This window comes from Streptomyces sp. NPDC099050 (assembly GCF_044759865.1).
Lineage (GTDB): Bacteria > Actinomycetota > Actinomycetes > Streptomycetales > Streptomycetaceae > Streptomyces.
Window position 1 is genome coordinate 1 of the sequence record NZ_JBIWAE010000002.1, and the last position, 16,563, is coordinate 16,563.

Sequence of the window (16,563 nt, forward strand, 5' to 3'; positions counted from 1 at the left end):
CGCCGCGGGCGGGGGGGGGGGGGGCGGGGGCGCGGGGCGCGGGGGGGGGGGGGCGGGGCGGGGGGGGGGGGGGGGTGTCGGCCTGGACTGCATGATTTAGGCGCCCTGTGCGCTGCTTCGACAGGGCGCGGGTTGTTCTCGCGCCACAAATCACGCTTTACGTCCCGGCCAACACCCCACCCCGCCCCCGTCCCCGACCCCGGGCACGCAGCCCCCACCGACCCCGGGTCGGGGGAACATCCGCCCGGGCCCTTTCAGCCGTCCGGCGTTTGAGGACCGGGGTCTGGGGCGGAGCCCCAGGGGGGTCCGGGCGCAGCCCGGTACCCCCCTTTCGGCTCGCCCGCGCCAATTCAGCCTCGCCGGCGTTTGAGGCGCGGGGTCTGGGGCGGAGCCCCAGGGGGTCCGGGCGAAGCCCGGGACCCCTGCTCTTCAGCCGGTCCGGCGTTTGAGGACCGGGGTCCGGGCGGAGCCCGGGGAACGGTGGAAGGGCGGGTAGGGGAACTTCGCCCCGCGCAGCGGCAACGGGCGCAGCGGGGAACTTCGCCCCGCGCAGCGGCAAGGGTCGCAGCGGGGGACTTCGCCCCGCGCAGCGGTCAGGGGCGCGGCGGGGGACTTCGCCCCGCGCAGCGGCGACGGGCGCGGTCGGGGCTGTGGGGGTGGGGCGGGCCCGCGCAGCGGGCAGGGTTCGGGGCGGCGGTCGCTCAGGCGTGCGCAGGGCTCAGCGGAGCCAGGCTCGGCATCAAGCGCAACGCGTTGTCCCGGTTGACCGCCCGCTGGTGCGCCGGCGTCAGGGCCGGGTCACCCGCCAGCGCCGGCAACGCGATGTCCGTGACCATGTCCGAAGGACACGCGGGCCAGTCGCTCCCGAAGAGGATGCGATCGGGCGACGCCATCGCCAGCAGGGTGCCCGCGGGGGACATCGGCCCGGCCGTGTCGTAGTAGAAGCGGAGCAGGTGGTCCCGCACCATCGCCGGATCGACGGGCGGGGTGAGCGCGCCCGCGAAGGCCTGTACCCGGGTGGCGATGTGCGGGAGGAAGCCGCCCGCGTGCGGCAGGATCACCGACAGGTTCGGGAACCGGTCCAGGGTGCCCTTGTGGATCATGTTCAGCGCCGCCCGCGTGGTGTCCAGCAGGAAGTCGCACAGGAAGTGCGGGATCCCCGGCACGGCCACCGCCCCCGGCCCGCCGCCCGCGCCGGGCCCCGCGCCGGGCCCCGCGCCGGGCCCCGCGCCCGGCAGGTTGTGCGGATGGGTGTCCACCACGGCGGAGCGTTCGTTCAGCTCCGCGAAGAGGGGGTCGTACGAGGGGTCGCCCAGGTAGACGCCTCCGTAGTTGGCCGTCACGTTCACCCCCACCGCCCCCAGCTCGTCGAGCCCCCGCCGCAGCGCCCAGCGCGCGACCTCCGGGTCGTCGAGGAAGAGCGGGGCGTGGAAGGCGAAGCGGCCCGGGTGGGCTTCCGTCACCTCCGCCGCCGCCCGCAGGGTGACGGCCGTGGCCTCGCGCAGTTGGGCGGACGTCGTGTAGCGCGCCGGAAGCATCGGCTTGAGGACGGCGGTGGCGATGCCCGCGCGGTCCATCAGGTCCAGGGCCGCCGCCGCGTCCCAGCGCGCCCATGGGGGCAGGGCCTTCCGGTTCGCCAGGCCCTGGCCTTCGGCCCACTCCAGCCACTCCGGGGCACAGAAGTGGTGGTGGACGTCGATCCGGCTGTCACTGCCGTCGTCCGGCGGGGGCGGGGTGATGTCTGCGATGTCCGGCATGGGGGGACCTTATGGCGGGGCCGCGAGGGTGATCGCGGGACGGCTCGGGGACCCGGCCGATCCGCCCACGCGGGCGTAGTTTCGGGCCCGAACGGGGTAATGGGCGTTATGCGGGGCGCGGGCCGAGGGAGTGAGGTGGCTGGACAGTCGAGTCCCGAGCCCCACGAGAGGTCTGAGCCGTGACGACCGAACCCGCAGTGGCCGTGAGTGACGGCCTCCCCGTCGGCGAAGCCCAGGCGGCCGTGTCCATGGGCACGCCGGAGTACCGTACGTGCCCTTACCCGGTCTACCGGTCGCTGCGCGAGCAGGCGCCCGTCTGCAAGCTGACCACGCGCCACGGGGTGGACACGTATCTCATCACCCGGTACGACGACGCCCGGCTCGCGCTGTCCGATCCGCGCATCGGCAAGGACATGCACGAGGGCATCGACATCTACCACGCGGTCTTCGGCGACACCTGTGACGCCCTCGACGACAACCTGATCTTCGCCGACCCCCCTCGGCACACCCGGCTGCGGCACATCGCCCACGAGGCCTTCACCCCGCGCCACGTCAAGCTCCTGCGCCCGCGCATCGAGCAGCTCGCCGGCGAACTGCTGGCCAAGTGTCCGACGGACACCCCCGTCGACCTGATGACCTCCTTCGCCCTGCCGCTCCCCGTCATGGTCATCTGTGAACTGCTCGGCATCGTCGGGGACGAGCGCACCGAGGTCCTGAAGTGGTTCGGGCAGGTGACGCGTTCCCGGTTCAGCAAGGACCTGGCCGACGACCTGGCCGCGGCGGAACACTGGCTGCGGAACTACTTCCTCGGCCTGGTCGCCCGCAAGCGCGCGCAGCCCTCGGACGACTTCCTCACCGTGCTGATCCAGACGGAGCACGAGGACGGGGCGCTGACCGACGACGAGCTCGTCTCGATGATGTGGGTGCTCCTCTTCGCCGGGCACAAGACGACCACGTACCAGATCGGCAACGCCGTCTTCTCGCTGCTCTCCCACCCCGACCAGCTGGCGCTCGTACGGGCGGACCGGGGGCTCCTGCCCCAGGCGATCGAGGAGCTCGTCCGGTTCGAGTGCTCCGTGGAGACCTCCACGTTCCGCTACGCCCTGGAGGACCTGGAGATCGGGGGAGTCGCCATCGCGCGGGGGTCGCTGGTCCAGATCGCGATCTCGTCGGCGAACCGCGATCCGGAGAAGTTCGCGGAGCCGGACACCCTGGACGTGACGCGGAAGGGGGTGCAGAGCACCCACCTCGGTTTCGGCCACGGACCCCACTACTGCCTCGGCGCCCCGCTGGCCCGGATGGAGCTGGAGACCGCGCTGACGGCCCTGCTCGACCGGTTCCCCGACATGGTCCTCGCGACGCCGGAGCCGGGCCACGAGGAGTGGCTCAAGGGGCCGTTCCCGGCCTTCCGCGGGCTGGAGAGGCTGCCGGTCGCCCTGGACCCGTCCCGGACCGTCGATGACTGGACGGCGACCACCGCGACGACCGCGACGAACGCCTCCGACTGAGTCGTCCGCCTCCGGCTGAGCCGTCGGCCCGTCAGCGGTGCCGGCGGCGCAGGAGCGCGAAGGCGGCGACGATCGCGGCGGCGGCGAGGGTCAGCAGGATTGCGCTCTCGATCAGTTGCAGCGGCCAGAAGTGGGACTCGGGGTGGTACCGCAACCCGATGTGCTCGACCGGATCGGAAAGGTGCCAGTTGTCTCCGCCGCGCGGGGTCCCGTCGAGGGCGGGCCAGAGCCGGGGACGGAGGAGGACGATCACCGCACAAACGATCCCGACCGCTGTCACGGCCGCGGCCACGGCGGGCAGCGTACGTCCGATCAGCAGGCCGGCCAGGGCGCCGACAGCGATGCCGAGGAGGGCGTAACCCACCGCGACCGGACCGGTCGCCCCGTACACGGGGAGGTCGTACCACTGGATCGGGTACCAGGTGTCGCGCGTTCCCCGCTTGATCCAGGCGGCCAGCAGCACGAACGCGGGCAGGACGAGGAGCACGGCGGCGACGGGCACCGCCAGCTTGGCGGCCAGCCAGCGGGCCGGACCGACCGACTGGGTCCACTGGAGTCGGTAGGTACCGGATTGGAACTCGCGCCCGATGAGTGGACCCGCGACGAACGCGCCGAGGAGCAGGGGCAGCGCACTCACGGCGAGCGCGACGAGGTGGAACATCTTGTGGACGTACAAGCTGCGGGAGAGGAAGCCGCGGACTTGGATGCCGCAGCCGGACACCGTGTTCTCCACTTTGCAACCGGTCGCGGTGAGGTCCTCGGCCAGTGACTGGACGTACCAGTGACCGGCGGGCAGGGCGGTGGCGGCCAGCAGCACCAGGGCGAGGGAGGCCCACAGCGCGTGGCGGTGCAGACTGACGGTGACTCGAAGGGGTCCGCGCAGTTCGGGGATGGTCATGCCGCCACCTCCAGGGCCGGGTGAGCGGGGCCGGGACGTCCGGGGCGCCGAGGCGGGCGGGCACGAGTGCTTCCAGAGTGGCCGTGCGCTTCGATGGCTGCCGTCATTCTTCGTCCCCCCGGGTCGGTTCACTGTCGGATCCGCTCAGTACGGAGGTGAACAGTGCGGTGATGTCTTCCTGCTCCAGGCCCGCCCGCCGGGCCCGTGCCAGCCACTGGGCGAGTTCGGTGCGCAGTGCCCCGTCTGCCGCCCCGCCCTCGCCCAGCGTCCGGCGGACGAAGGTGCCGAGCCCTCTGCGGCCCTGCACCAGGCCCTCACGTTCGAGTTCCCGGTACGCCTTGAGCACCGTGTTGGGATTGATGGCGAGGGCCTCGACCACCTCACGGGCAGTGGGTAGCCGATCCCCAGGCTCCAACAGGCCCAAGCGAAGCGCCTGTTTGGTCTGCTGCACGATCTGGAGATAGGTGGCCACACCGCTGCGCCGGTCGATGCGGTACTCGATCACGCCGGTCATCCACTCTTTCACTAAGGAAGTGGTGAAAGGGTGGCGTGCGGGAGCCCCGGGTGTCAAGAGCGTTCATGTGCCGGCGTCGAGGGCCCGACGCCTCGCGCTCAGGAGCGGGGCCCGGTTCGTGGGTGATGGTGGGCCGACCGCCGCAGCCTCTACGAGGACTGCGGCGCCCGCGGTGTCTCCAGTGCCGGGTCTACCACCGACTCACCCCGGGAGGCGCGGCGGACGGCGTCCGCGAGGTCCTCGACCGGGCCGTCCCGCAGGACCAGGCCGGCCGCGCCGGCGGCGAGGGCCGCCTGGGGCAGGCCGGGATGGGCGGAGCCCGTCAGGACCAGGATCCGGCATTCCGGATCCTCCGCCAGGAGCGCGGGGACGCGGTCCACCGACTCGGTCAGTGCCACCGCCGGGCGGGCCAGCGGCGAGGTCACGACCTCGATGTCCGGCTGGAGGCCGAGGAGCACCGCCAGGGCCGGGTTCGGCGGGTCCAGGAGCACCCGCAGGGATCGGGCAGGGCGCTGGGCAACGGGCATCTCGTTCACCCGGCCAGGGTAGGGGCGAAGCGTCTCGTACCGGCGCAACGCGCCGCGCGGGAACTGTGGCTGACAGATCGTCAGGAGTCTTCCCAAGTGCTGGGGCGTGCGTTATACATTCCTTCACCGGGCAACCTAGAACGCGTTCTAGAGTGCCGGGTCCCGCATACGACCTCGGTGCGGCCGACGGTGCGGACGGCCGCGCCGAGGTCTTCCAAGGCACCGCGCTCGCACAGACGGTGCCCCACAGCCGGTGCCTCAAAGACGGTGTTTCCAACACAGGGAGCAGCACGCCCATGCCGATCGATGCCGCCAAGGCCCTCGCCGCCGAACCCCGCCGGGGGAACATCGCCTGGGACCACAAGGACATCCAGCTCTACCACCTCGGACTCGGCGCGGGTACCTCCCCGAACAATCCCGGGGCCGCCACCGACCCCGACGAGCTGCGCTACACCCTGGAGTCCAAGCTCCACGTGCTCCCCAGCTTCGCGACCGTCGCCGGCGCCGGGATGGCCATGATGGGCGGCCTCGCCGCCCCGGGCATCGAGGTCAACCTCGCCAACGTGCTGCACGGCAGCCAGTCCATCGAGCTGCACCGGCCCATCCCGGTCAAGGGGGAGGCCGCCTCGACGGCCACGGTCGCCGCGGTCTACGACAAGGTCAAGGCGGCGGTGATCGTCCTGCGCACCGAGGTCGCGGACGCCGACGGGCCGCTGTGGACCTCCGACGCGTCGATCTTCGTACGCGGTGAAGGCGGCTTCGGCGGCGACCGCGGCCCCTCCGTCAAGGCCGAGCAGCCCGAGCGGGCGCCCGACCGGGTGGAGGAGCGGAAGATCCGCGAGGAGCAGGCGCTGCTGTACCGCCTCTCCGGCGACTGGAACCCGCTGCACGCGGACCCCGAGTTCGCCAAGATGGCCGGCTTCGACCAGCCGATCCTGCACGGCCTGTGCTCGTACGGAATGACCCTGAAGGCCGTGGTCGACACCCTCCTGGACGGCGACGTGTCCCGCGTCCGCGCCTACCGCACCCGCTTCGCCGGGATCGTCTTCCCCGGCGAGACCCTGCGGATCCGGATGTGGCAGGAGCCGGGCCGCGTCCTCGTCACGGTGAGCGCCGCCGACCGGGACGACGCCCCGGTCCTCGCCGACACCGTCGTCGAACACGGCTGAGCCGGACGCGCTGAGCCGGACGTGCCGAGCCGGACGCGCTGAGCCGGACGCGCAGCCGAAGCACGCGAGTAACCCCGCACACCCACCGAAGGAGCCGCACCGTGCGCGCAGCACTGCAGAGCGAGATAGGCCAGGACAAGCTCGAGGTCGTCGAGGACATGCAGGCCGTGGGCTTCGGCCCCGGCAAGGTCAAGATCCGTGTCAAGGCCACCGGCCTGTGCCACTCCGACCTCTCCGCGATGAGCGGCGTCCTCCCGCAGCCCGCCCCCTTCATCCCGGGTCACGAGGGCTCCGGCGTGATCACCGACGTCGGTGACGGGGTCACCAGCCACAAGATCGGCGACCGGGTCCTGGTCTGCTGGCTCCCGCCCTGCGGGCACTGTCCCTCCTGCAAGCGCGGCCAGGGCCACCTGTGCCTGGAGGCCTTCGGCAACGTGGTCACCCCCAACTTCCAGCGCGGCGACAGCCCGATCTTCGGCTTCGCCGGCACCGGCACCTTCGCCGAGGAGATGGTGGTCCCGGCGGGCTGCGCCGTACCGATCCCCGACGACGTGCCCTTCGACATCGCCGCCCTGATCGGCTGCGGAGTCACCACCGGACTCGGCGCGGCCATCAACACCGCCAAGGTGGAGGCCGGTTCCTCGGTCGCCGTCATCGGCTGCGGCGGCGTCGGCATCTCCGTCATCCAGGGCGCAAAGGTCCAGGGCGCGGCCCAGATCGTCGCCGTCGACCCGGTCGCCTCCCGGCGCGAGGCCGCGCTGCGCTTCGGCGCCACCGAGGCGGTTTCCCCGGAGGAGTTCGCCGACGCCAAGAACCGGATCACCGCGGGCGAGGGCTTCGACTACGTCTTCGAGGTCGTCGGCAAGTCCGCGACCACCAAGACCGCCTACGACATGACCCGCCGCGGCGGATCCGTCGTCGTGGTCGGCGCGGGTGCGCTCGACGACAACTACTCGATCAACATGTTCTCCCTCTTCTTCGACGAGAAGAAGATCCTGCCGTCGATGTACGGCGGCGGCGACGTGCTCCGCTCCTACGAGCGCACCATCGCGCTGTGGCGGGCCGGCCGGGTGGACCTGGCGGGCCTGATCACGCACCGCGTGCAGCTCGCCGAGATCAACGACGCGCTCGACCAGATGCGTACGGGCGTGGCCCTGCGCACCTGCATCGAACTCTGACCCGTTTCGAGAGGAACCGTACGGATGTCACTGCCACTTGAGGGACTCGTCGCCATCGTCACCGGGGCCGGCCGCGGCCTCGGCCGGTCCGAGGCGATCGAACTCGCCCGGCTCGGTGCGAGCGTGGTCGTCAACGACTTCGGGCAGCCCGGCCGCGACGGCTCCGGCGAGGCCTCGGCCGCCCCGGCGGAGGAGGTCGCGGCGGAGATCCGCGCCGCGGGCGGACAGGCGGTGGCGCACCTGGGCGACGTGGCCGACTTCGAGCAGGCGCGCGAGCTGGTCGAGCTGGCGGTGAACAGCTTCGGGAAGCTCGACGTCCTGGTCAACAACGCGGGCATCCTGCGCGACCGGATGGTCTTCTCGATGTCGGAGTCGGAGTGGGACTCGGTCATCCGGGTCCACCTCAAGGGCCACTTCAACACGACCCACTTCGCCTCGGTGCACTGGCGCGAACGCTCCAAGGCGGCGGGCGGACCGGTCTACGGCCGGATCATCAACACCTCCTCCGAGGCCTTCCTCGGCGGCTCGGCCGGCCAGCCCAACTACGCGGCGGCCAAGGGCGGCATCGTGGGCCTGACCACGTCCACCGCCCTGGCCCTCGCCAAGTACGGGGTCACGGCCAACGCCATCTGCCCGCGCGCCCGTACCCGTATGACCGAGGACGTCTTCGCGGGCTTCCAGGTCCCGGAGGAGGGCAAGCTCGACGCCCTCGCCCCCGAGCACGTCTCCCCGCTCGTCGGCTACCTGGCCTCCCCGGCCTCGGCCAAGGCCAACGGACAGCTGTTCGTCGTCCACGGCGGCATCGTGGTCGTCATGGAACGCCCCAAGGTGGCGGCGAAGTTCGACACCACCAAGGAGTCCTTCTCCTACGAGGAACTCGACGAGGTCCTCACCCCGCACTACGACTCCCGCCCCCCGAACGAAACCTTCGCGGCGGCGGAAGTCCTCGGCCTCAAGCACGACGGCTGACCGGTACGAGCAACGCCGGTGGGGCGGTGGACCCTCGTGCCCGAGGGCCCTCCGCCCCACCGGCGTGCCGTACGGCCCTCACCGCGCGAGGGCGAAGGCCAGCGGCTCGTGGAGGTCGGCCGGCTCCCGGTAGTGCACGCCGGTCATGCCCAGCGCGACGGCCGCCTCGATGTTCTCCAGCCGGTCGTCGATGAACAGGCACCGGTCCACAGCGACACCCGCGCGCCCGGCGGCGATCTCGTAGATCTCCCGGTCGGGTTTGGCCACGCCCACCCGGGCGCTGCTCACCACGTGCGTCGTGTCGTAGGAGCGGATCACGTTGTCGAGGTCACGGAGGACCGCGTCGTAGGGCGTGGAGTTCGTCGCGGAGTCCGTCGTGGAGTTCGTCACCGGGCCTGGATGGCAGACGCCCGGGAGCGTGACGCGCTCACCCCAGCGGTGCCTGCTGCAAAGGGACCGGGCGGGTAGGCGCCGGCGGGAGGGGGATGGGGTCCAGGCGGATGGGCGGGGGCGGGGAGACCGGGAGGGTCATGCCCAGGACTCCGCACGGGACTTCGGAGGTCGCGTACGGGAGGTGCAGGCGGCCCTCCGGGGTCCAGCGGCCCGTGCCGCCGAGCCAGCCGGCCGGGGCGCCGAGCCGGAACACGTGCCGGTCGGCGGGGCGCCACAGGGCCAGTCCCGCCACGGAGCCGCCGTAGCCGTCGCCGGCCTCGTCCACGCGGAGGGCGACCCCGCAGCTCTCCGGCATCAGCACCTGCCCCGGCTGCACCGCGAAGGGCGTCGCCGTGGCCCCGACGGCCCGCAGGCACTCAGGGAAGCGCACGGGGCGGGCGCTGCCCAGGACCCCCCAGCCGAGCCGGGGTTCGCCCGGCGCGTCCGAGCGGATCAGCAGCAGCCCGCTGTCGGCGTCGGCCAGCAGCAGCCGGTCGTTGCTGGCCTCCGCGATCTGGAGCAGCGGCGAGACCTCCCCGCCCCGCCGCAGGTCCACGGCCACCGCCTTGGTCACCGGCCCGGCCGGGCCGTCCAGTTCGCGGTCCAGCGCCAGCAGCCGGCCGGTCCGGTCCAGCCAGACCCCGCCCGAACACCGCCCCGGGATCCGGGCGACCGCCTCCGGCCCGAAGGGGACCCCGGCCACCTGCCAGACCGTGGTCGAGGTGGCGCCCACGGCCAGGGCGAAGGCCCCGTGCCCGTCGGGGGACGGGGGCAGCAGGGTGACCCGTACGCCGTCCTGCGCCGCGATCGCGCCGAGCTGCAGTTCCCCGGTCCGGGGCCCGGCGGCCCCGTCCGCGGTGGCGCCCCCGCCCGTCGGGTACAGCAGCGCGAAGCCGTGCCGCTCCGCCACCCGCCGGTGGATCAGCACCCGCCCGTCGGTCAGCGGCAGCACCTCGCTGTCGGCCTCCTCGGGCTGGGCGAGGGGCAGGGGCACCGCGTACGGCTCGGGCCCGGTCAGCGTCCAGCGCTCCGGGTAGCGGGCCTCGCCGTCCCCGGCCAGCCGGGCGGCGTAGGACCCGTCGGCGGCGATGGTGAACGGGGTCGCGCTGGTCTTCTCGATGGCACAGACAGTCATCGCGTTACCTCCGCCGAGGAACGTAGTGATCGCGCTTCTCCCCGGACAACGCGACAATCCCCGCTTCACACATACGTGTGGCGCGGCGGCGATTCGGCTGTGGAGGACGAGGCGGTTGTGCTGTGCGATATCGGGGCGTTTGGGATGAGGGCCCTGGTGAGGCGCACCTCACCTGCTTCTCCGGTCTTTGCCCGCCCCCCATCCTCAGGTCCTCACCCGGCCCCGGAAACCCGCACCCGCAGAGCCGGAAGGCCGAGGACCTCGCGGTGGAGACCGGCCCGGAGCGCACGGACGAGGCCGCCGCCGGCAAGGTCCTCGACGACCTGCGCGGGTCCCTGCTCAAGGAGCCGGCCCAGAAGTCCTCGGCCCGGGTGAAGGGCGGCCGCCCGGTGAGCATCGTGTGGTGGCCGTCGTTGTCCTCCGGGAAGGGGGCGATCTCCGGCAGCGGTCAGGTCTTGGCCGTCATGAGACCCCTCGGGGCTGAGCGAGAAGCCCTCGGCCACAGCACTGGCCGCCGAGCCGAGGGAATCAGGCTCCGGGACCAGAGCTGGCCGGTCGCCACGGACGGTAGCCTTGGCCTGTGCCCCGTCTCTCTGAAGTCATCGCCGCGCTGGACGCCCTGTGGCCCCCCTCGCGGGCCGAGGCGTGGGACGCCGTCGGCACCGTCTGCGGCGACCCCGACGCCGAGGTCACCCGGGTCCTGTTCGCCGTCGACCCCGTCCAGGAGATCGTCGACGAAGCGGTGAAGCTGGGTGCCGACCTGCTCGTCACCCACCACCCCCTCTACCTGCGGGGCACCACCACCGTCGAGGCCGGCACCTTCAAGGGCCGCGTCGTGCACACGCTGATCAAGAACGACATCGCGCTGCACGTCGCCCACACCAACGCCGACACCGCCGACCCGGGCGTCTCCGACGCCCTCGCCGGCGCCCTCGACCTGCGCGTCACCGGCCCGCTCGTGCCCGATCCGAGCGACCCCCACGGCCGCCGGGGCCTGGGCCGGCTCTGCGAGCTGGACCGGCCCGAGACGCTGCGCGAGTTCACCGCGCGCGTCGCCGCCTGGCTCCAGCCGACCGCGCAGGGCATCCGGGTGGCCGGGGACCCCGACGCGATGATCCGTACGGTCGCCGTCAGCGGCGGCTCCGGCGACAGCCTCTTCGCGCAGGTCCGGGCCGCCGGAGTCGACGCGTACGTCACCGCCGACCTGCGCCACCACCCGGTGTCCGAGGCCCGCGAGCAGAGCCCGCTCGCCCTCGTCGACGCCGCCCACTGGGCCACCGAATGGCCCTGGTGCGAGCAGGCCGCGGCCCAGCTCGACGCCATCTCCGAGCGCAGCGGCTGGGGTCTGCGGACCCACGTCTCGCGCACGGCCACCGACCCGTGGACGGCGCACGCGCCGTCCGTGACATCCTCTTCGACGCCCCCTTCTCTCCCTGGAGCCCCCAACTGAACGCCGAGCCCGCCGACCAGATCCGACTTCTCGACGTCCAGGCCCTGGACGTCCGGCTGTCTCAGCTGACCCACAAGCGCAAGATGCTGCCCGAGCACGCCGAGGTCGACTCACTGACCAGCGACCTGGCCCAGCAGCGCGACTTCCTCGTCGCCGCGCAGACGCAGGCCACCGACGCCGCCCGCGAGCAGACCAAGGCCGAGCAGGACGTGGACCAGGTGCGCCAGCGCGCCGCCCGCGACCAGTCCCGCCTGGACACCGGCGTCGGCATCTCCGCCCGCGACCTGGCCAACCTGCAGAGCGAGGTCGTCTCCCTCGCGAAGCGCCAGGGCGACCTGGAGGACGTGGTCCTGGAGGTCATGGAGCGTCTGGAGGGTGCGCAGGAGCGCGTCACCGAGCTCACCGACCGGGTCGCCTCCCTGGAGGCCAAGCTCGTCGACGCCACCGCGCGCCGCGACGCCGCCACCGGCGAGATCGACGCCGAGGTCGCGGGCATCGCCAAGGACCGCGAGGTCATCGTCACCTCGATGCCGGCCGCGCTGATCGCCCTGTACGAGAAGATCCGCGTGAAGCAGGGCGGCGTCGGCGCCGCGCGCCTGTCGCAGCGCCGCTGCGAGGGCTGCCGCCTGGAGCTCGACCTCGCCGAGGTCAACGAGATCAAGGCCGCCGCCCGCGACCAGATCGTCCGGCACGAGAGCTGCGGCCGCATCCTGGTCCGCATGGCCGACGCGGGCATCTGATGCCGCGGTTCGTTGTGGAAGCCGACGGCGGCTCCCGGGGCAACCCGGGGCCCGCCGGGTACGGTTCCGTCGTCCTCGACCCGGTGACGGGCGAGACGCTGGCCGAGCGCGCGGAGTACATCGGCGTCGCGACGAACAACGTGGCCGAGTACAAGGGCCTCATCGCCGGGCTGAAGGCCGCCCGCGAGCTGGACCCGGACGCGGTGGTCCTCGTACGCATGGACTCCAAGCTCGTCGTCGAGCAGATGTCGGGCCGCTGGAAGATCAAGCACCCGGACATGAAGCCGCTCGCGGCGGAGGCGGCGAAGGTCATGCCGCGCGCGCAGGTGACGTACGAGTGGATCCCGCGCGAGAAGAACAAGCACGCGGACCGGCTCGCGAACGAGGCGATGGACGCGGGCAAGCGCGGCGAGCAGTGGGAGCCCGCGAACTCCTCCGCCGCCCTGGACGCCTCGGCGGCCCGCGCCCTGGCCGCCCCGCAGGGCCCTCCGGGCGACGCGGCGAAGGGCGCCGCGGCCGTCCGCGCAGCCCTCGCCTCCGGCGGTGGTACGCGGACCCGCGCGGGCGCGGCCGCGAACGCGCGGGCGGGCTCCGCACCGTCGGGCGCGGACACCCTCTTCGGGGACCCGGCCGACCTCGTGCACCCGGCGGAAGCCCCGACCCCGGCTTCCGGACCGGCCACGGCCACGGCCACCGGGCCGGCCACGGCCACCGGCACCGGCACCGGCACCGGCACCGGCACCGGTACGGCCACCGGTGCGGCCACCGGCACCGGTGCGGCCACCGGCACCGGCACGGCCCCCGGGACCGGCGCCGCTTCCGCCCCCGCGGTGGGGCAGGGCTGGGGGCCCGACATGGGGCCGCCCGCCACCTTCGTGCTGCTGCGCCACGGAGAGACCGCGCTGACTCCGCAGAAGCGGTTCTCCGGCAGCGGCGGCAGTGACCCGGAGCTCTCCGAGGCGGGCCGCCGCCAGGCCGCCGCCGTCGCGGAGTCGCTCGCCGCGCGCGGCACGATCGAGACGGTGATCAGCTCCCCGCTGCGCCGCTGCCGGGAGACCGCGCAGGCGGTCGCCGACCGGCTCGGGCTCACCGTCACCGTCGAAGAGGGCCTGCGCGAGGTCGACTTCGGCGCGTGGGAGGGCCTGACCTTCGCGGAGGCGCGCGAGCGCCACCCCGAGGACCTCCAGGCGTGGCTGGACTCCCCGAAGGCCGCCCCCACGGGCGGCGGCGAGAGCTTCGCCACGGCCACCCGCCGCATCTCGGCGACCAGGGACCGGCTGCTCGCCGCACACGCGGGCCGCACGGTGCTCCTCGTCTCGCACGTGACCCCGGTCAAGATCCTGGTCCGCCTCGCGCTGGGCGCCCCGCCGGAGGCCCTGTTCCGCATGGAGCTGTCGGCGGCCTCCCTGTCGGCGGTCGCCTACTACGCCGACGGCAATGCCTCGGTCCGTCTCCTGAACGACACGTCCCACCTGCGCTGAGCCACCGGCCCGGCCGCACGACGAGGCCCCCCGCCCCGACCGGGCGGGGGGCCTCCTCGTCATCCCCGCCCGCGGTGCGCCGCCGTTTGGTAGAACGGGGTCGCGTGACGACAGAACGGGGTCGCGTGACGACAGGAGGAGGGGCCGCCCGTGCAGCCGTACCCGTCCGGCTTCCGGTAGCTCCCCCAGGAAGGCCCTGGGGTGCGACTGGAGGTTCTCCGTGTCCCGCACCGCCCACCACATCCGCGCCGAGCACACCCCGTACGCCCGGCAGCGGCGCAAGGAACGCGACGCGTTCGCCCCGCAGCACACCGGGTTCTCGGGTCCCTGGCGCCGCGTCGACCTGCGCGGCCTGCGCTACTCGGCCGCCGAACTCCGCACCGCGACGCGGGAAGGCCGGCGCCCGCGGCCGCGGGAGGTCCGGCGCGCCTTCGACAGTTGGCGGTACTGCTGCGCCTTCGGGGGTTCCCTGTCCGAGGCCGCCAACCTGGCCGAGCGTGGTGCCCGAGCCCGGCTCCGGGCCGCCCGCCGGGCCGCGCTGCACGACCCGGAGACGGTCATCGAGCCCTACCGGCCCCGCTACGGGGCCCACTGGGGCTGCTGACCGCCACCGCGGTACGACGAAGCCCCCGCACCCGAACGAACGGGAAAGCGGGGGCAGTTCGACGGCAGACGAGCCGGCCTGTACGCCGGGTTCTGTCGCCCGGTGACCTCGCGGTCGCCGGGGAGACGGCCATCCATCTAGGACCGGCGTTGCCGCCGGTCTCGTGCGGTCTACCCGCGAACTCGGGCGGGCAGCCCTCAAGCGTTCGCGCAGGTCCCGCCGTCCGAAAACGGCCGGACCCTCTTGACCTTGCTCCGGGTGGGGTTTACCTAGCCGCCTGAGTCGCCTCAGGCGCTGGTGGTCTCTTACACCACCGTTTCACCCTTACCGGGGGCCGAAGCCCCAGGCGGTCTGTTTTCTGTGGCACTGTCCCGCGGGTCACCCCGGGTGGCCGTTAGCCACCACCCTGCCCTGTGGAGCCCGGACGTTCCTCGGCGGGATCCGGGGATCCCGACGCGGCCGCCCGGCCGACTCGTCTGCCGTGCCGACCATGCTACCCGCAACCTGTGAGCGCTTGACCTTGACGCAGCGGCAAGGTTTCTACTGGGCTCATGCGGATCGGAGAGATCGCCGCGCTCGTCGGGGTCACCACCCGGGCGATCCGGCACTACCACCACGTCGGCCTGCTCCCCGAGCCGGACCGGCGCCCCAACGGCTACCGCGCCTACAGCGTGCGCGACGCCGTCCGGCTGGCCCGGGTGCGCCGGCTGACCGAGCTCGGGCTGAGCCTCGACGAGGTGCGCGACGTGCTCGCGGACGACGCGGGGCGCGAGCTCGCCGAGGTGCTGGCCGAGCTCGACGCCGACCTCGCCCGCCAGCAGGCCGAACTGGCCGAGCGCAGACGGCGCCTCGCCGTCCTGCTCGCCGCCCCGCCCGGGGAGGCCGAGCCGGTCTCGCCCGCGCTCGCGGAGCTGCTCGCGAAGGCGCCCGCGACGGCCTCGCCGTCCGCCGCGCTCGACCGCGAGCACCTGAGCCTGCTGGACGCCTCGGGCGCCGTGGGGGAGGAGCTCTACGCCGTGCTCGGGACGGTCGCCGCCGACCCGGCCGTGCTCGCGCTGTACGAGCGGCTCGACGAGCTCGCCGACGCGGACGCGGACGACCCCCGGATCGGGCCGCTCGCCGCGGAACTGGTGGCCGCGGTCCCCGCCGAGGCGTTCGCGGCGGTGACGCGGGGGGCGACGCGGGGGGCGACGGAGGGCGGCGGCGGGCCGCGGGAGCTGCCGGGCTTCCTGGAGGCCCTGCTCGCCGAGTACGCCCCGGCGCAGGCGGAGGTCGTCCGCCGGGTGATGGAGGCCTTCACGGACACGTGGGCCACGGAGACGAAGCGGACGGAGAGGGGCCGGGAATGAGCGCGATACGCGCGGCACGGATCGGGGTGGCCACTGTGCTGCCCATGGAGCTGGCGCTGGTGGTGTGCGTGGCGGCCGGGGTGCGCCCGCCCGGCTGGGCCCTCGCCGTCGCCGAAGCGGTGGTGCTGGGGGTCCTCCTGCTGGAGGCGGGCGTCCTGTACTCCCTGTACGCCGCCTCCCGCGCCCGCGGCGCCGACCCCGCCGCGGCCCGCCGCGAGGCCGTACGGGCCGTGGTACCCGTACCCGTACGCCGCCTCGTCCTCCACGAGCTGCGGGCGTCCGCGGCCCTGGCCCGGTGGGCGCTGCGGCGGCCCCCGCACGGAGTGCGGCCCGGAGACCACGCGGCCCCGTACACCGGACCGCAGACGGCCATGATGTACGGGCTGGTGTTCGTGTCGCTGATCGAGACCGTGGCGCTGGCCTTCCTGATCCCCTGGCCGGCCGTCCACCGCGTGGTGCTCGTCCTCGACGTGTACGGGGTGCTGCTGATGCTCGCGCTGCACGCCGCCTGCGTCACCCGGCCCCACGTCGTGAGCCCCGACGGGACCCTGCGCATCCGGTACGGAGCCCTCTTCGACCTGACCGTCCCGCCGGACGCGGTGGCCTCGGTCCGGGTGGACCGGCGCTACCCCGAGGGGCGGCTCGTGAGCCTCTCCGAGGACGGGGTGCTCGACCTGATCGTCGGCAGCCAGACCACGGTCACCGTGGAACTGGCCCGGCCGCTCGCCTTCCGCCGCCCGCTCGGCGCCCGCGCCGAAGCCCGCGCCATCCGCTTCCACGCGGACGAGCCCCGCGCGCTGGTCGACGCACTGCGGCAGCCCGCACCCCCGTGACGGGCTGCCGCAGTGCCGA

General features: G+C 73.5%; 15 protein-coding genes, 1 other RNA gene and 1 pseudogene. 10 read left to right on the plus strand and 7 right to left on the minus strand.

What is annotated here, in order from left to right; genetic code table 11:
* Positions 1-701: 701 nt before the first annotated feature.
* Entirely contained in the window at positions 702-1,757 is a 1,056-nt protein-coding gene (locus ACIQV3_RS03030; RefSeq protein ID WP_403709181.1) for an amidohydrolase family protein, read from the minus strand.
* A gap of 179 nt (positions 1,758-1,936) precedes the next feature.
* On the opposite strand from ACIQV3_RS03030, the gene ACIQV3_RS03035 reads away from it, so the two are divergent.
* Entirely contained in the window at positions 1,937-3,265 is a 1,329-nt protein-coding gene (locus ACIQV3_RS03035; RefSeq protein WP_403709183.1) for a cytochrome P450, read from the plus strand.
* Between the two features lie 31 nt (positions 3,266-3,296).
* Here ACIQV3_RS03035 and ACIQV3_RS03040 read toward each other — a convergent pair whose 3' ends face one another.
* From ACIQV3_RS03040 to ACIQV3_RS03050, 3 genes are all read right to left on the minus strand, one after another.
* On the minus strand, positions 3,297-4,163 hold the full coding sequence (locus tag ACIQV3_RS03040) for a hypothetical protein (RefSeq protein ID WP_403709185.1): 867 nt from the start codon (positions 4,161-4,163) through the stop codon (positions 3,297-3,299).
* 103 nt (positions 4,164-4,266) lie between these two features.
* Positions 4,267-4,677, minus strand: coding sequence for a GntR family transcriptional regulator (locus ACIQV3_RS03045; protein WP_403709187.1), 411 nt, complete (start codon positions 4,675-4,677; stop codon positions 4,267-4,269).
* A gap of 149 nt (positions 4,678-4,826) precedes the next feature.
* Positions 4,827-5,204, minus strand: coding sequence for a DNA-binding response regulator (locus tag ACIQV3_RS03050; RefSeq protein ID WP_403710112.1), 378 nt, complete (start codon positions 5,202-5,204; stop codon positions 4,827-4,829).
* Positions 5,205-5,500: 296 nt separating this feature from the next.
* Between ACIQV3_RS03050 and ACIQV3_RS03055 the strand changes: the two genes are divergently transcribed.
* The 3 genes from ACIQV3_RS03055 to ACIQV3_RS03065 all read left to right on the plus strand — a co-directional run bounded on the left by ACIQV3_RS03055 (position 5,501) and on the right by ACIQV3_RS03065 (position 8,520).
* Positions 5,501-6,373, plus strand: a complete 873-nt coding sequence (locus tag ACIQV3_RS03055; protein WP_403709189.1) for a MaoC/PaaZ C-terminal domain-containing protein — start codon at positions 5,501-5,503, stop codon at positions 6,371-6,373.
* 101 nt (positions 6,374-6,474) lie between these two features.
* Positions 6,475-7,551, plus strand: coding sequence for a Zn-dependent alcohol dehydrogenase (locus ACIQV3_RS03060; RefSeq protein ID WP_403709191.1), 1,077 nt, complete (start codon positions 6,475-6,477; stop codon positions 7,549-7,551).
* Between the two features lie 24 nt (positions 7,552-7,575).
* On the plus strand, positions 7,576-8,520 hold the full coding sequence (locus tag ACIQV3_RS03065; RefSeq protein WP_403709193.1) for a 3-oxoacyl-ACP reductase: 945 nt from the start codon (positions 7,576-7,578) through the stop codon (positions 8,518-8,520).
* A gap of 78 nt (positions 8,521-8,598) precedes the next feature.
* On the opposite strand, the pseudogene ACIQV3_RS03070 reads toward ACIQV3_RS03065, so the two are convergent.
* Positions 8,599-8,850 (minus strand): annotated as a pseudogene (locus ACIQV3_RS03070) (HAD-IA family hydrolase); the annotation flags it as partial.
* Between the two features lie 97 nt (positions 8,851-8,947).
* The gene (locus ACIQV3_RS03075) at positions 8,948-10,087 is read right to left on the minus strand and encodes a hypothetical protein (protein ID WP_403709195.1); all 1,140 of its coding nucleotides are present in this window, start codon (positions 10,085-10,087) and stop codon (positions 8,948-8,950) included.
* Between the two features lie 580 nt (positions 10,088-10,667).
* Between ACIQV3_RS03075 and ACIQV3_RS03080 the strand changes: the two genes are divergently transcribed.
* From ACIQV3_RS03080 to ACIQV3_RS03095, 4 genes are all read left to right on the plus strand, one after another.
* The gene (locus ACIQV3_RS03080; protein ID WP_403709197.1) at positions 10,668-11,537 is read left to right on the plus strand and encodes a Nif3-like dinuclear metal center hexameric protein; all 870 of its coding nucleotides are present in this window, start codon (positions 10,668-10,670) and stop codon (positions 11,535-11,537) included.
* On the plus strand, positions 11,534-12,277 hold the full coding sequence (locus tag ACIQV3_RS03085; RefSeq protein ID WP_403710114.1) for a zinc ribbon domain-containing protein: 744 nt from the start codon (positions 11,534-11,536) through the stop codon (positions 12,275-12,277). The genes ACIQV3_RS03080 and ACIQV3_RS03085 overlap by 4 nt, the downstream gene beginning before the upstream one ends.
* The gene (locus ACIQV3_RS03090) at positions 12,277-13,758 is read left to right on the plus strand and encodes a bifunctional RNase H/acid phosphatase (protein WP_403709199.1); all 1,482 of its coding nucleotides are present in this window, start codon (positions 12,277-12,279) and stop codon (positions 13,756-13,758) included. Before ACIQV3_RS03085 ends, ACIQV3_RS03090 begins: the two co-directional genes overlap by 1 nt.
* Positions 13,759-13,978: 220 nt before the next feature.
* The gene (locus ACIQV3_RS03095; RefSeq protein ID WP_403709201.1) at positions 13,979-14,362 is read left to right on the plus strand and encodes a hypothetical protein; all 384 of its coding nucleotides are present in this window, start codon (positions 13,979-13,981) and stop codon (positions 14,360-14,362) included.
* Positions 14,363-14,427: 65 nt separating this feature from the next.
* Here the strand turns inward: ACIQV3_RS03095 and rnpB are convergent.
* Positions 14,428-14,837: RNase P RNA component class A (gene rnpB / locus ACIQV3_RS03100), an RNA gene on the minus strand.
* A gap of 76 nt (positions 14,838-14,913) precedes the next feature.
* Here rnpB and ACIQV3_RS03105 point away from each other — a divergent pair.
* The gene (locus ACIQV3_RS03105) at positions 14,914-15,711 is read left to right on the plus strand and encodes a MerR family transcriptional regulator (protein ID WP_403709203.1); all 798 of its coding nucleotides are present in this window, start codon (positions 14,914-14,916) and stop codon (positions 15,709-15,711) included.
* Positions 15,708-16,544 carry a hypothetical protein gene (locus tag ACIQV3_RS03110; protein WP_403709205.1) on the plus strand — a complete coding sequence of 279 codons (837 nt, stop codon included), beginning with the start codon at positions 15,708-15,710 and terminating at the stop codon, positions 16,542-16,544. Before ACIQV3_RS03105 ends, ACIQV3_RS03110 begins: the two co-directional genes overlap by 4 nt.
* Positions 16,545-16,563: the final 19 nt, after the last annotated feature.